Here is a 14,347-nt window from a genome sequence, read left to right as displayed (position 1 = left end):
AATTCGCTGGTTATTACCACGGCAAGGCAAAGGCAGTGCGCTAGAATCAGTTCCGTGATTGATCTCAAGCTACTCCGTGAAAACCCAGACGTTGTCCGCGCCTCTCAGGTCACCCGTGGGGAAGACCCCTCGCTCGTGGATCAGCTCCTCGCAGCCGATGAGAAGCGTCGCTCTGCCATCCAGAAGGCAGACGAGGTGCGTTCCCAGCAGAAATCCCTGGGTAAGAAGATTGGTCAGGCCTCCCCAGATGAACGCCCAGCGTTGCTGGAAGGCGCAGATGAGCTCAAGGCCAAGGTAAAAGAAGCAGAAGAGGCTCGGGCCGCGGCTGAGGCCACGGTGGAAGAGCTGCAGTACAAGATCGATAACGTCGTCGAAGGCGCGCCCGCCGGCGGCGAGGATGACTTTGTTCTCGTTGAAGAAGTAGGCGAGATCCCGCACTTCGATTTCGAGCCAAAGGACCACCTTGAGCTCGGCGAGTCCCTGGGGCTCATTGACGTCAAGCGCGGTGCGAAGGTCGGCGGTGCCCGCTTCTACTACCTCACCGGCGATGGCGCCTTTTTGCAGCTCGGCATGCTGATGCTGGCGGCGCAGAAGGCACGGGAAGCCGGCTTCCAGCTGATGATCCCGCCGGTTCTGGTGCGCCCAGAGATCATGGCCGGAACGGGCTTTTTGGGCCAGCACTCCGATGAGATCTACTACCTCCCGGCCGATGATCGCTACCTCGTGGGCACCTCCGAGGTAGCCTTGGCCGGCTACCACAAGGATGAGATCATCGACCTGTCCAATGGCCCCCTGCAGTACGCCGGCTGGTCCTCCTGCTTCCGCCGTGAGGCTGGTTCCCACGGCAAGGACACCCGCGGCATCCTGCGCGTGCACCAATTCGACAAGCTAGAAATGTTTGTCTACTGCAAGCCGGAAGATGCCGAGGACATGCACCAAAAGCTCCTCGCGATGGAAAAGGAAATGCTGGCTGCGATGGAATTGCCGTACCGCACCATCGATATCGCCGGCGGTGACTTGGGTTCTTCTGCTGCCCGCAAATTCGATAACGAGGCGTGGGTGCCAACCCAGGGCACCTACCGCGAGCTGACCTCTACCTCCAATTGCACGACCTTCCAGGCCCGCCGTCTATCTACCCGTTACCGCGATGAGAACGGGAAAACGCAGGTAGCCGCCACTTTGAACGGTACCCTGGCCACCACCCGTTGGATTGTGGCAATTTTGGAAAACCACCAACAAGCCGATGGCTCCGTCGTTGTTCCAGAGGCCCTGCGCCCATTCGTGGGCAAGGATGTTCTCACGCCGCAGTAGCCTGCGGAGCAAACCCAAAGGAGCACCATGAACGCTGCGACGAATTTCTTGTACCGCCAGATCACCCACTTTGGGCGCGGCCTCACCTTGGCCCAAGGCCTGCAGATGCGTCTGTCGGGGGAAGAAAATATTCCCGATGACGGCGGCGCCGTCCTCGTGTGCAATCACACCGGGTATATGGATTTTCTCTTCGGTGCGTTCATTGCCTATCGCAAAAAGCGTCTAGTGCGTTTTCTGGCTAAGGCCAGCATCTTTAGTGCCCCGGGCGTGGGCGCCCTGCTGCGTGCCATGGGGCACGTGCCGGTAGATCGCATCGATGGCAAAGAGTCCTTGCGCAAGGCGGTGGAGCTTGCCGAAGCCGGCGAGCTCGTCGGCGTCTTTTCTGAAGGCACGATTTCCCGCAGCTTTGAAATCCGCAGCATGAAAACCGGCGCATCCCGCATCGCTTTTGAAGCCGGCGTGCCGGTTGTACCGCAGGTGATATTTGGTTCGCAGCGCCTGTGGACAAAGGGCCACAAGAAGAACTTGGGACGCACCAAGACTCCGGTCTTTATCGCCGCGCTCGAGCCGTATTATCCCACCGGGGATCCAGAAGCCGATACCGCAGAAATCCGCCGCCGCATGCAGGCGGCCCTGGAGGGACTCTGGGAGGATTACGAGGCGGAGTTCGGACCCATGCCCGCCGGCGAATATTGGGTGCCCGCGCGCAAGGGCGGTTCCGCCCCGACGCTGGAAGAGGCCGAGGCGCGCGATGCGGAGGTGGAAACGGAGCGGCACCGGGTGCGTCGTTTGCGCGATGACTTGGTAGGGCTCAAAGAGCGCGTTTCCGTTTCCTCCGTTGAACTCGTACGCAACCACATGGCCTCTGCTAAAGGTAAGGAAGCCCAGGAAATACACGAAGGCGACGAGGCACAGGAAAAGAAGCACATCGCGGCCGATACCTTGGAGTGGGTCAAAACCAATCTCAATGCCGTGGTGGAAGAGGCGACCCGTGGCTTGGATGAAGGCAGGGATAAGGTCGCCGATGTCATGGCGCAATTGAAGACCGATGTGGCGCAGGCCCAGGCCTCAATTGCCGCAAGCAGCAAGGAGATCTGGGAAGGATCCGTGGTAGAGCAAGGATTGCTCGCCGCGGCGACCCAATCGCGCCTGATCGTTTCCCGCCTGCCGCACCGGCTCAAGGCCCAGTTTTCTGACATCCCGCGCGTAGTAGTGGCGCATCAAAGCACGCTGAACTGGGAAGATGGTGCCCTGACCCCGCGGTTGAAGGCGGCGCTAGAAGGCATCTACCCCGCGGCGGAGGTACTCATCGTGGTGTCGTGCGATGCGGATCTCGATGTCCCGCAGGCGGTGTGGCATATCCAGCTTGATGAGCAGGCCGAAAAGCCGCTCGTGGATAAGGAGGCGATGAAGGTTACCTCGGCCACGGCGGCCGCCGGCGTGGACTGCATCCTAGATGATTTGGAAGCCAAGCCGAGCGAGACTTTGGTCTTTGGTAATGAACCAGGGGATGAAGAATTTTTGAATCACATCCCGGTCGTTGCTCTAGAGACCGCGCCCATCGAGGTGGTCAAGGATGCGCAGGCTGTGACGTATTCCGCCGAGCGCGCAGGTATGTCTGAGGTTTTGGAAGCGATGGCCCGGCTACAAAAAGATTAGCCGCGTGCAAACGTTGGCGTTGCCACCCCCGCGAGGGGGTGTTTTTCTTTTTGGGGAGCTAAGCAAAGGGTGGAAATTGACTGCTTACGGGGCCGGAAGTTACGTGTGAGAAACCTCTAGTGAATGTTTACCCGGTGACCTCTAGCATAGGAGATAGGAGATATTGGCTCTACTTTTTAGAGCGCAATAGTCGCCATCATGAATCATCCAAAACTTGCTTTTAGCTGTGCTTACGCCATCTCATTCATCGTTTGTCGGAGCAAGCACACATGAGCACCAAGGAAGGAGATGCGGTCTCTAATGACCCAGCAAAGCAACCAATCCTTTAACCCCGAATATTTTGAAAATGTGTGGAACGGCTACGCGGATGAGGACTACGACGTCGTCATCATCGGTGGTGGCTCCGTAGGTGCCGGCGCGGCACTGGATGCAGCAACCCGCGGTTTGAAGACCGCAGTGCTGGAGACCCGCGACTTCGCCGCTGGTACCTCTTCTCGCTCTTCCAAGATGTTCCATGGTGGCCTGCGCTACCTTGCGATGTTTGACTTCCGCCTCGTGGCAGAGTCCCTAAAGGAGCGCGAGCTCAACATGTCCACGTTGGCTCCCCATCTAGTTAAGCCGCTGAAGTTCATCTTCCCGCTCACCCACCACGTATGGGAGCGCGTCATGATGTTCGGCGGCTTTACCCTTTATGACCTCATGGGCGGTGCAAAGAGCGTGCCGATGCAAAAGCACCTCACCCGCAAGGGCGCCCTTAAGGTCACCCCTGGCCTGAAGGAAGACGCCATCGTCGGCGGTGTGCGCTACTACGACACCCTGGTGGACGATGCCCGCCACACGATGACCGTGTTGCGCAGCGCCGCCGAGTACGGCGCCGATGTGCGCACCAATACCGAGGTCATCGGCTTTGATAAGGACCGCGGTGGCCGCATCGTTGGCGCCAAGGTCCGCGATACCGCCACTGGCCGCGAGGCCACCGTGCGCGGTAAGGTCTTCATCAACGCCACCGGTGTTTGGAACGACAAGATCCAGGAGCTGGCCGGCGTGGAAGGCAAGTTCACCGTTCACGCTTCCAAGGGTGTGCACATCGTCGTGCCAAAGGATGCCCTGGATGCAGAAGCAGCACTGTGCTTCGTAACCGAAAAGTCCGTCCTCTTCGTCATTCCATGGGGCGATTACTGGATCATCGGTACTACCGATACCGACTGGGAGAAGGGTCTATCCCTTCCGGATCCCGCCCCCACCAAGGCAGATATTGACTACATCCTGAATGAGGTCAACCAGCGCGTGCGTCGCCAGATCACCCGCGATGACATCGTCGGTGTCTACTCTGGCCTGCGCCCGTTGCTGTCCGGTAAGTCCGATTCCACCACCAACCTGTCCCGCAACCACGCCGTGGCTCGCGTGGCCCCGGGCATGGTTTCCGTTGCCGGTGGTAAGTACACCACCTACCGCGTCATCGGTAAGGATGCCGTTGACCTAGCCGTGAAGGAACTCGGCGGCAAGGTGCCGGAGTCCATCACCGAGCACACCCCGATCCTGGGCGCTGCCGGCTACCACGCACTGGCCAACCAGATTCCTACCTTGGCCCGCCGCTACAACCTGAGCGAGGACTTCATCGAGCACCTGCTCGGCCGCTACGGTTCGCTTTTGGGCGAGGTTCTGGCTCCTGCGCAGGATGACGAGTCCTTGCTCGAGCCCGTTCCTGGCGCAGAGTCCTACCTCTGGGCTGAGGTGCGCTACGCCGTCACCCACGAGGGTGCACTGCACTTGGACGATATCTTGACCCGTCGCCTCCGCGTTGCCATCGAGTTCGGTGACCGTGGCGTCAACGCAGCTCCCGCTGTTGCGGACTTCGTTGCTCCGCTGCTGGATTGGAGCGAGGAAGACAAGCAGCTCGAGGTGGATACCTTCACCAAGCACACCGAGGCCGAGCTGGCTGCCGAGGCAGCTGTAACTGACCGCGAAGCTAACGACATTCTGGTCCGCGCTGGCTCCGCTCGTCCGACCGAGACTCAAGGATAAGGGGAGGCGCTAATGGCTGGATCTGACGCATTTTTGTGGGAGTTTATCGGCACCACGCTGCTGATGCTTCTTGGTAACGGCGTGTGTGCGCTGGTAAACCTCCGCACTTCGGGCGCCCGTGGCTCCGACTGGATTGTTATTGCCTTGGGTTGGGGCATGGGTGTCTTCGTCGGCGCCAGCGTCGCTGACCCAACCGGCGGTCACTTGAACCCTGCGGTAACGCTCATGCTCGCGCTCAATGGTTCGCTCGAATGGAACTTGGTTCCGTTCTACGTGCTGGGCCAAATCCTGGGTGCTATGTTCGGTGCCTTCTTGGCCTGGGCCGCATTCAAGCAGCTCTTCGATGCGAATAACTACGACGAAGAGGGCAATGTCACCGGTGCCAATTCTGAAACCGCGGGCATCTTCTTCACTGCCCCCGCTCACCCACACAATGGATGGAATACGGTAACTGAGTTCATCGCCACCACCGTATTGTTGATATTCATCGCCTTCGGCCCTGCCGGCGGCGAGCTGGGACCGCTGAGCTACTTCGGTGTGGCATTCGTTGTTGTCGCCGTTGGCCTGTCCCTGGGTACGCCTACGGGATACGCCATCAACCCGGTCCGTGACTTGGGTCCACGCTTGATGTACGCCTTCGTCCTGCCCATTAAGGACAAGGGCAGCGCTAATTGGGGCTATGCTTGGGTGCCGATTGTTGGCTCGCTGCTTTCGGCCGTCGCCGTTGGTCTACTGTCCATTGCGCTTTAATCCAACCCTATACAGGAGAAATTAGACACATGAGTGATAAGAAATACGTCGCAGCTATTGACCAGGGAACCACGTCAACCCGCTGCATCATCTTCAACCACGATGGCGATCAGATTTCCGTGGGCCAGCTCGAGCACGAGCAGATCTTCCCAGAAAAGGGTTGGGTAGAACACGACCCGCAGGAGATCTGGAGCAACACTCGCCGCGCCGTGGGGGAGGCTTTGGCCAATGGCGATATAACAGTAGAAGATATCGACTCCGTCGGTATCACCAACCAGCGCGAAACCACAGTTGTGTGGGATAAGAACACTGGCGAGCCCGTCTACAACGCCATCGTCTGGCAGGACACCCGCACCTCCGCTATCTGTAAGGAACTGGCTGGTGAAGAGGGCCCGGATAAGTGGCGCCGCCGCACCGGCCTGCTGATCAACTCCTACCCTGCCGGCCCGAAGGTTAAGTGGATCCTCGACAATGTCGATGGCGTCCGCGAGCGCGCCGAAAAGGGCGACCTGCTCTTCGGAACCATTGACTCTTGGCTGCTGTGGAACCTTACCGGCGGTGCCGAGGGCGACGGCGACATGGAAGCGCTGCACGCAACGGACGTGACCAACGCTTCGCGTACGCTCCTCATGGACATCGAAAAGCTGGAGTGGGACGAAGAGCTGTGCAAGGAAATGGGCATTCCTATGTCCATGCTGCCGGAGATTCGCCCGTCCCTGGGTGATTTCCGCACCGTTCGGGAGCGCGGTTCCCTCGCCGGCGTACCTATTCGCGCCATCCTGGGGGACCAGCAGTCCGCTATGTTCGGCCAAGGCTGCTTCCGTGCAGGTTCGGCCAAGAACACCTACGGCACCGGCCTCTTCCTGCTGCTGAACACCGGTACCACCCCGAAGTTCTCCGATAACGGCCTGTTGACCACCGTTTGCTTCCAGCGCGAGGGCGAGCGCCCCGTGTACGCGCTGGAAGGCTCCGTATCCATGGGTGGCTCCTTGGTGCAGTGGCTGCGCGATAACCTGCAGCTCATCCCTAATTCTTCTGCCATCGAGAACTTGGCACGGGAGACCAAGGACAACGGCGGCGTTTACATTGTTCCGGCGTTCTCCGGTCTCTTCGCCCCGCACTGGCGTCCCGATGCCCGCGGCGTCATTGTGGGCCTGACCCGCTTTGCCAACCGTGGACACCTGGCCCGCGCTGTCCTCGAGGCAACCGCTTACCAGACCCGCGACGTGGCAGATGCCATGGTGGCGGACTCCGGCGTGGAAATTACCGAGCTGCGCGTGGATGGCGGCATGACCACCAACGAGCTGCTCATGCAGTTCCAGGCTGACATCTTGGGTGTGGAGGTACACCGCCCGAAGAACATTGAGACCACCGCAACCGGCGCCGCTGTTGCTGCCGGCTTGGACAATGGCTTCTGGGAAGACCTCAGCATCTTGGATACCCAGCGCGGTGACCTCACCGTATTCAAGCCCAAGATGGAACAAGAAGAGGTGGATTACCTCTACGGTGAATGGAAGCGCGCTATCAAGCGTTCCTTGAACTGGGAAGACTCCGATGAGGATGAGATGGACTTCTAAGTCCTGAAGTAAACTCGCGGGTATGGATACTTTCCCTACCCGGGCCCCTCGGCTCATCGCGAGCGATATTGACGGCACCCTGTTGGACCGCAATCATCGCGTCCCGCGTCGCAACCGCGACGCAGTGGCGCGGGCGGTGCAGCAGGGTGCTTATTTTGCGTTATCCACCGGCAGGCCCTTTCGCTGGATAGAGCCGGTGCTGGAGCAGCTCACGGTGCTCCCGGTATGTGTGACCTCAAATGGGGCGGTGCTCTATGATTCCGCGGAAGACCGCGTGCTATCCGCGCGGGAGCTTTATCCAGACGCGCTAGAAGAGGTGGTGACGGTAGCGCTGCGCGTCCTTGGCACGGTTGGCTTTGGTGCAGAGCGGGCGGGTGGCTCGCTTGCCAATGCCCCCGAGGAGCTCTTCGTCGTCGACCCGCACTACTCCGAAAATGCCCTCTTTGAAGGCTTCGGCGTCGTCAGCGTGGGCGAGCTGGTGGCACGGCCAGTGGTCAAGCTGCTTATCCGGAATACGGATTATTCCGCGCCAGAACTCTATGACTTGATTGCGCCTCATATTGATCCGGAGCTGGCGCATATCACCTACTCCATGCAGGAGGGCGTGCTCGAGGTCGCGGCCCCCAACGTCACCAAGCGCCGCGGCGTGGAGTGGTTGGCCAAGCAGCATGGGATAGCGCAGGAAGAAACCATTGCCTTTGGCGATATGCCCAACGATATTGAGATGCTCACGTGGGCCGGCTGTGGGGTGGCAATGGAAAACGCCCTCCCGGCGGTGAAGGCGGCCGCTGATGCGGTCACCGTGGCCAACCACCAGGCGGGCGTGGCAAAGGTTTTGGAGCGCTGGTTCTAACTCCCACTCCACGGGGAGGCTAGTCGGTGTAGATGTCTACCTTTTCGGTATCCATGTTGTAGACAATCTCGCCGCCCTGGAACTGGACGCGGATTTCCTTGCCGTCTTTCATCTCGTTTGTGGTGGGCAGTCCGAGTTTGGAAGCGTTATCGCCTTCTGCCCACTTCTTGGCAATCTCTCCGGTCAGGGCCTTTGCCCCAGAGTCCTCGGAGGAGAGGACCACACCGTTTTTGAAGAGCTGGTACATGATCTTGCCGGAATCGGTGGTGTCAGGTCCGCCAACGGCGAGACCCAAGACTGGGCCAAAGGCGTTCAGGACGGAGGTCCAGGATTCCTTGAGGCCTTCGTTATTAGAAAGCTGCACAACCTTGTTGACGATCTTCGGAATCTCGCCGACGGTAAGCTCACCCGCAACCTTCTTATCGGCATCCGGCTGCGCTACGCGGTCATTGGCAACCAAGACGCCGAACACGGTGGCGGCGATGCCAGCCAAGGCTTGGATGGTCGATACTGGAACATCGACACCAGCGATGGAAGAGGTGGTATCTCCCGAGGTGGACTGATCGCCGCCACTCGATGGCGACTTCTTATCCCAGTTCATTGCTGCGGAGTTACCGCCAGCCTTAACAGCGTCGTACTTCTTTTTGGTGTTCTTGCGGATCTCGTCCCAGTGCTGCACGGTGTAGCGACCAGGGCACTGGGTGTAGTGGAAATCATTGTGACCGCTGAAGGCAGGCACGGTTGCCTGCGCACCGGCTGGAAAGCGGGAGCCGCCAAAGCCGCCAGAGGTCAGGGTAGCGGTGCCCGTGGGATCGATGCCGGAAATTGCTGCCTTCCACCCGGCAATTTCTGCCACCGAGTTCAGCATCTTCTGTGATGGTTCCTCAATTTCGTAGTTACCAATCATGGAAATACCCCAGTTATGGGAGTTGAAGCCACCAACGTGTGCGCCCTGGACGGCCTTGTCCAGCCCGCCGTAGCGGCCCTCGTAGATGGTACCGAACTTATCCACGAGCACGTTGTATCCAATATCGCACCAGCCCAGATTCTGGGCGTGGTACTCGTAGGCAGCGCGAACCTGTGCGGCAGCCTGTGCCGGGGTGTAGTTATTGGAGCCCGCGGTGTGGTGCAGCGTCATCGCCTTGATGCCGTCATCGTAGGTGGGCTGTTGGCAGCGCTTGGATTCATCGGCGCCCCACCCAGAGCGGGACACTACCTTGGGCATGCCATCGGTGGCGGCAGTAGGTTCGATGGCTTGGCCTTCTTGGGCATTGCCGTCCATAAAGACGGCATCCAGGTCCGACACGGTGGTGCGGTCGGTGTTGTTTTCATCAGCTACAGGGGCGATATCGCCGACGTTAGAAGGCTGCGAGGCGGCGCGGTTGGCATCCGCAGCGCCGGCTGCTTTATCGGGCAACTCAGCATCGTCATCCAGGTTGGAACCGGTTACTAGGTCTACATTGGCCATGGATACCTGCACATCGTTGGTATCGCCTACGTAAATAAGCTCGGTACCGTTCTTGCCATCGCCGTAGTTCATGGCATCCATATCGAACCATTCGCTCCAGGAGCCGTCCTCCTGCTTGGAGCGGACGAAGGAGTGCACGTCGCGCTTGCCCTCCCAGGTCACGGCGAACATGTTGAATGTCTCGTCGCGGTGGAAGTGCTTGACGGCACGTGGGCCCTCGCCATCGCCTTGCGCTGCCACGGCGGGGTCATCAACGACGACGGAGTCGGCGTTGCTAAAGCTTTCAGAGGCGTTTTTCACCTCGATAGGTCCGCCAGAACCGGAGTCCTGGGTTTTAAGGACCTGCTGGCCGCCGAATGCGGCCGCCATGACGAGGGCAATGGAGGAAACCGTCGCGATGACGGGTGTGGACCACGGTGACCTCGTGGGGACTAGTCGACGTCGTTGCTTCACTCTATTCTCCCTGGGTTGAGTTAGGTGCCGATGTAGCTGTAAAAACGGTTGCCAAAAGTTAACAGTTGATAGTGATGCTACGAGTGTGACAACTGTGAATCTTGTTGCGACACGCCGATGACCCGTGTTCCCCTCTGGAGTGCAATAAAGTGGAAGCCATGACTTCTTATGACCTCATCGTTGTTGGTTCCGGATTCTTTGGCCTGACCGTTGCGGAAAGGGCCGCTAGCCAGCTGGGAAAGAAGGTGCTCATCGTCGAGCGCCGCGAGCACCTGGGCGGCAATGCCTATTCCGAGGCGGAACCCACCACCGGAATTGAAGTGCACAAATACGGCGCGCACCTCTTCCACACCTCCAATAAGCGCGTGTGGGAGTACTGCAACCAGTTCACCGATTTCACCGACTACCAGCACCGCGTCTTTGCCATGCACGATGGCACCGCCTACCAATTCCCCATGGGGCTGGGGCTTATCAACCAATTCTTCGGCCGGTACTACTCGCCCGATGAGGCCCGCGAACTGATCAAAGACCAGGCCGGCGAATTCTCTGCGGATGAGGCCAAAAACCTGGAAGAAAAGGCCATCGCGCTTATCGGACGCCCGCTCTATGAGGCGTTCATCCGCGACTACACCGCCAAGCAGTGGCAGACCGACCCCAAGGAACTGCCGGCCAGCAATATCACCCGCCTGCCGGTGCGCTACACCTTCAATAACCGCTACTTCAACGACACCTACGAAGGCCTGCCCGTCGATGGCTATGCGGCGTGGTTAGAAAACATGGCGGATCATGAAAACATCGAGGTCCGCCTGGATACCGATTGGTTCGATGTTCGCGAGGATCTGCGCGCCGATTCCCCGGATGCTCCCGTAATCTACACCGGCCCGCTGGACCGCTACTTTGACTTCGCCGAAGGCGAGCTCGGCTGGCGCACCCTGGATTTCGACCTCGAAGTGCTCGATACTGGCGACTTCCAAGGCACCCCGGTGATGAACTACAACGATGCCGATGTGGACTTCACCCGCATCCACGAGTTCCGCCACTTCCACCCAGAGCGCAAGGACCGTTACCCCTCCGATAAGACGGTCATCATGAAGGAGTACTCGCGCTTTGCCGATAAGGGCGATGAGCCGTATTACCCCATCAATACCCCGGAGGATCGCTCCAAGCTGGAGGCGTACCGCAAACTAGCCGCCCAAGAAGCCAAGGAAAACAAGGTGTTATTCGGCGGCCGCTTGGGCACCTATCAGTACTTGGATATGCACATGGCCATCGGCGCCGCGCTGTCCCTATTCGATAACAAGCTCGTGCCCTTCTGGAACGAGGACAAGGCCATCGAGCAAGAGCGCGGACACTAAGAGCTGCTAATCTGCCCTGGGCACGCTATGCTTAGTCACCTCACAGGTTAGGAGGTGACGGCATGGCTCAACGCAAGAAATACACCAAGCCCGGGCACGCGGACCGCAGCATGTGGAAGATGTCCCCGGAGCGGCTCCAGGAGCATTTGAAACTGCGCAGCCGCGCAACGCGCATTCCCGATAAGAAAAAGCAGCAAGCAAAGAAGGCCTGCCGGAACACCCGGCGGGCCTTTCCGCTACTTAACCCCGCGATTATGAGTGCTTGCATTGCCCAATAGATGCAGCACTGGAAAGTATTTTTATGGTGTTTATTCAGCCCGAAGCCCAAAAATTCCTCGACCTGAACAGGGATGCCCCACAGCTGGACACGCGTACTCCTGAAGAAAACCGCGCCGCCCAGCAGAAGACGGCAGCGGCTTGGGGCAAGAAAACCCCGATGGTTTCCGTGTACGAGACCTCGGTGCGCGGTGTCACGGTGCGGGTTTATGTGCCACAGGCGCCCGCGCTTGCCGATGCCCCAGCAGCGCCTGCCTTCATCTTCTTCCACGGCGGCGGCTGGGTGCTGGGGGATTTAGAGACCACGGATACAACCGTGCGGGACATTGCCGCAGAAGCGGGAATCATCTGTATCAGCGTGCACTATCGCCGTGCACCGGAGCACCCTTTCCCGGCGCCACTAGATGATTGCCGTGCAGTAGTAGACGGGGTGCTACAAGGAGAATTGGGGATCGGCATCGATCCAACGCGCGTTGCCGTGGGCGGAGACAGCGCGGGCGGCAATATCGCAGCGGTGATCGCACAAGAACTGCGCGATCAGCTGGCTCATCAGGTGCTGATTTACCCCGTCATGGATTTATCCACCTTTGACACGCAATCCCATTCGGATTTTAGCGATGGCTATTACCTCACCAGGCGGCGCCTTAACTATTTTTATGATTCTTATGCTGGCGCTGCAGACCGCACGGATATCCGTATGTCTCCCGGCAGGAATGGCGATCTGGCGGGGCTGCCTCCAGCGACGGTGATTACCGGTGAACTTGATCCGTTGGTCTCTGAAGTAAGTGACTACGTTGGGCGGATGCTCAATGCGGGAAATGTAGTGAGCTCTATCGAATTTAAGGGCCAAGTCCATCCGTTCGTCCAGATGGGCGGGATCATTTCGGATGCACTGATTGCGCGCACCATTATTGGCAGCGAATTAAAGCGTGCGCTGCGAGGCCAAGGCTAAAGGCCGCGATCTGCCGGAGCCAAAGGGAAGCGCGGCGTGAACACCCAACACTCAACACAACACTCAACATGTGCAGTGTTGTGTTGAGTGTTTGTGTAGTGTTATGTGTAATGCTCGGCTGAAGGTGAGAGGCAAGCGGGGAAGCGATGGACCTAGAAGAAATTGAGCGGATTGTTCACAATCTGCGTGCCATAGGCAAAGACACCAGCATGGTCGAAGTAAAAGCAGCTGGCGGAGGCCTTCCCAAGAAGATAACGCGGTCGGTGTCTGCTTTTGCCAACGGAAAAGGCGGAACGATCATCTTTGGTCTCGATGAGGACTCAGGGTTTCTTCCCGTCGAAGGCTTCCAAGCCGAGCCCATAGCCAAAGCATTCGTGGAGGCCTGCGCGGAGAAATTGACCCCTGCTGTCCGTGCCGATGTGGAAATTGGTGCTGTCGATGGCGCGCCGGTAGTAGTTGCGGAAATTCCAGAGCTTGCACCCTTTGATAAACCATGCTGGGTTACTGCGCAATCTAAATACAACGGCAGCTACATTCGCGAGCACGATGAAGACCGGTTATTGAAGCCCTATGAAATCGATCGTCTCGAAGAAAATAAGATGCAGCCCTCGTGGGATCTGGAGGTCGTGGAGGCGGCTACTATTGCAGACCTCGATCGGGACATCGTCCAGCAAATCCTAGAGCGCGAACGCAGCCTGCGGCCAGGGATCTTTGGCAAGTTCTCTGATGAAAGGGCATTGAAAGCCCTGCATCTCACCGGCGTGGGAGATGATGGGGATGTTCATCCAACCTTGGCTGGCTTATTAGCAGCTGGCATTTATCCGCAAGAATTTTTCCCGCGGCTCAATGTAACTTTTACTGCTTATGTGGGAACGGATAAGACGTCGACCAAAGGCCAAAGATTTGTTGATAACGCGAGTTTTGTAGGCCCGATTCCGGAATTGGTGCCAGCGGTGGTTTTCGCGGTTGAGAAAAATATGCGGGTAGGTGGCGTCGTCGACGGGGCGTTCCGAGAAGACCTGCCGGATTATCCGCCAGTAGCAGTCAGGGAAGCAGTTGCTAATGCGCTCATGCACAGGGACTATTCTCCCCAGGCTAGAGGGACACAGGTTCAGGTTGATATGTACGCTGACCGCCTAGAAATCATTAATCCGGGTGGCCTTTTTGGGATGGTGAACGTCAATAACCTTGGGGATCCGGGCATGACAAGTGCGAGGAATCAGCACCTGTCTCAGCTATTGGAGGTAACGGCTATCTCCGGCGGGTCTGGGTACGTGGCGGAAAATCGTGGAACTGGCTACATTGAGATTCTTGACCAGCTGCAAAAGACACTTCTTCCTCCGCCGAAGCCGACGGATTCGTTGACCACGTTTAAGCTAACTTTTGAACGGCGTGAAATGACTTTGCCAGAGCGGAGTGCGTCTATACACGGCGGTTCTAGTGAACGGATTCTGGAGTATTTGGCTCAGCATCAGTCTGCGAATAGCCGTGAGTTGGCGGCGGCCGCCGGGATTTCTGTTGGTGGGGTGCGCAGAATCCTGAACCAATTGGTAGATAGTGGAAGGATCGAGCGTACGGAGCCTTTGCGCAGCCCTAAACAGAGGTATCGCTTGGTGAGGTAGGTGGGCGCCTGAACACCCAACACTCAACACGAACACTCAACACAAC

General features: G+C 58.5%; 11 protein-coding genes. 10 read left to right on the top strand and 1 reads right to left on the bottom strand.

The genetic code is table 11. The features are described 5' to 3' along the window. Positions 1-54: 54 nt before the first annotated feature. The 6 genes from serS (at position 55) to ACLI1O_RS11040 (ending at position 8,175) form a co-directional block, all read left to right on the top strand. Positions 55-1,311 carry a serine--tRNA ligase gene (serS, locus tag ACLI1O_RS11065; RefSeq protein ID WP_349839236.1) on the top strand — a complete coding sequence of 419 codons (1,257 nt, stop codon included), beginning with the start codon at positions 55-57 and terminating at the stop codon, positions 1,309-1,311. 27 nt (positions 1,312-1,338) lie between these two features. Beyond that, a complete protein-coding gene (locus ACLI1O_RS11060) occupies positions 1,339-2,970 on the top strand; it encodes a lysophospholipid acyltransferase family protein (protein WP_411706861.1) in 1,632 nt (543 codons plus the stop codon). Positions 2,971-3,270: 300 nt separating this feature from the next. Then, positions 3,271-4,995 carry a glycerol-3-phosphate dehydrogenase/oxidase gene (locus ACLI1O_RS11055; RefSeq protein ID WP_239269309.1) on the top strand — a complete coding sequence of 575 codons (1,725 nt, stop codon included), beginning with the start codon at positions 3,271-3,273 and terminating at the stop codon, positions 4,993-4,995. Positions 4,996-5,007: 12 nt separating this feature from the next. Continuing rightward, a complete protein-coding gene (locus tag ACLI1O_RS11050) occupies positions 5,008-5,745 on the top strand; it encodes an MIP/aquaporin family protein (protein WP_239269308.1) in 738 nt (245 codons plus the stop codon). A gap of 29 nt (positions 5,746-5,774) precedes the next feature. Continuing rightward, positions 5,775-7,322, top strand: coding sequence for a glycerol kinase GlpK (gene glpK / locus ACLI1O_RS11045; protein WP_239269307.1), 1,548 nt, complete (start codon positions 5,775-5,777; stop codon positions 7,320-7,322). A 22-nt stretch (positions 7,323-7,344) separates the two neighbouring features. Beyond that, on the top strand, positions 7,345-8,175 hold the full coding sequence (locus tag ACLI1O_RS11040; RefSeq protein ID WP_239269306.1) for an HAD family hydrolase: 831 nt from the start codon (positions 7,345-7,347) through the stop codon (positions 8,173-8,175). Between the two features lie 19 nt (positions 8,176-8,194). On the opposite strand, the gene ACLI1O_RS11035 is transcribed toward ACLI1O_RS11040, so the two are convergent. Then, positions 8,195-10,096, bottom strand: a complete 1,902-nt coding sequence (locus ACLI1O_RS11035; RefSeq protein WP_239269305.1) for an N-acetylmuramoyl-L-alanine amidase — start codon at positions 10,094-10,096, stop codon at positions 8,195-8,197. Positions 10,097-10,254: 158 nt separating this feature from the next. Here ACLI1O_RS11035 and glf point away from each other — a divergent pair, with 158 nt between their 5' ends. The 4 genes from glf (at position 10,255) to ACLI1O_RS11015 (ending at position 14,301) form a co-directional block, all read left to right on the top strand. After that, a complete protein-coding gene (glf, locus tag ACLI1O_RS11030; protein ID WP_411706860.1) occupies positions 10,255-11,451 on the top strand; it encodes a UDP-galactopyranose mutase in 1,197 nt (398 codons plus the stop codon). 62 nt (positions 11,452-11,513) lie between these two features. Next, positions 11,514-11,729, top strand: coding sequence for a hypothetical protein (locus ACLI1O_RS11025; protein ID WP_239269303.1), 216 nt, complete (start codon positions 11,514-11,516; stop codon positions 11,727-11,729). A gap of 23 nt (positions 11,730-11,752) precedes the next feature. Then, a complete protein-coding gene (locus ACLI1O_RS11020; protein WP_239269302.1) occupies positions 11,753-12,679 on the top strand; it encodes an alpha/beta hydrolase in 927 nt (308 codons plus the stop codon). A gap of 146 nt (positions 12,680-12,825) precedes the next feature. Continuing rightward, positions 12,826-14,301, top strand: coding sequence for an ATP-binding protein (locus ACLI1O_RS11015; RefSeq protein ID WP_239269301.1), 1,476 nt, complete (start codon positions 12,826-12,828; stop codon positions 14,299-14,301). Positions 14,302-14,347: the final 46 nt, after the last annotated feature.

The organism is Corynebacterium sp. LaCa78 (assembly GCF_046717505.1).
Taxonomy (GTDB): domain Bacteria; phylum Actinomycetota; class Actinomycetes; order Mycobacteriales; family Mycobacteriaceae; genus Corynebacterium.
This window is presented reverse-complemented; position numbering and strand designations above follow the sequence as displayed.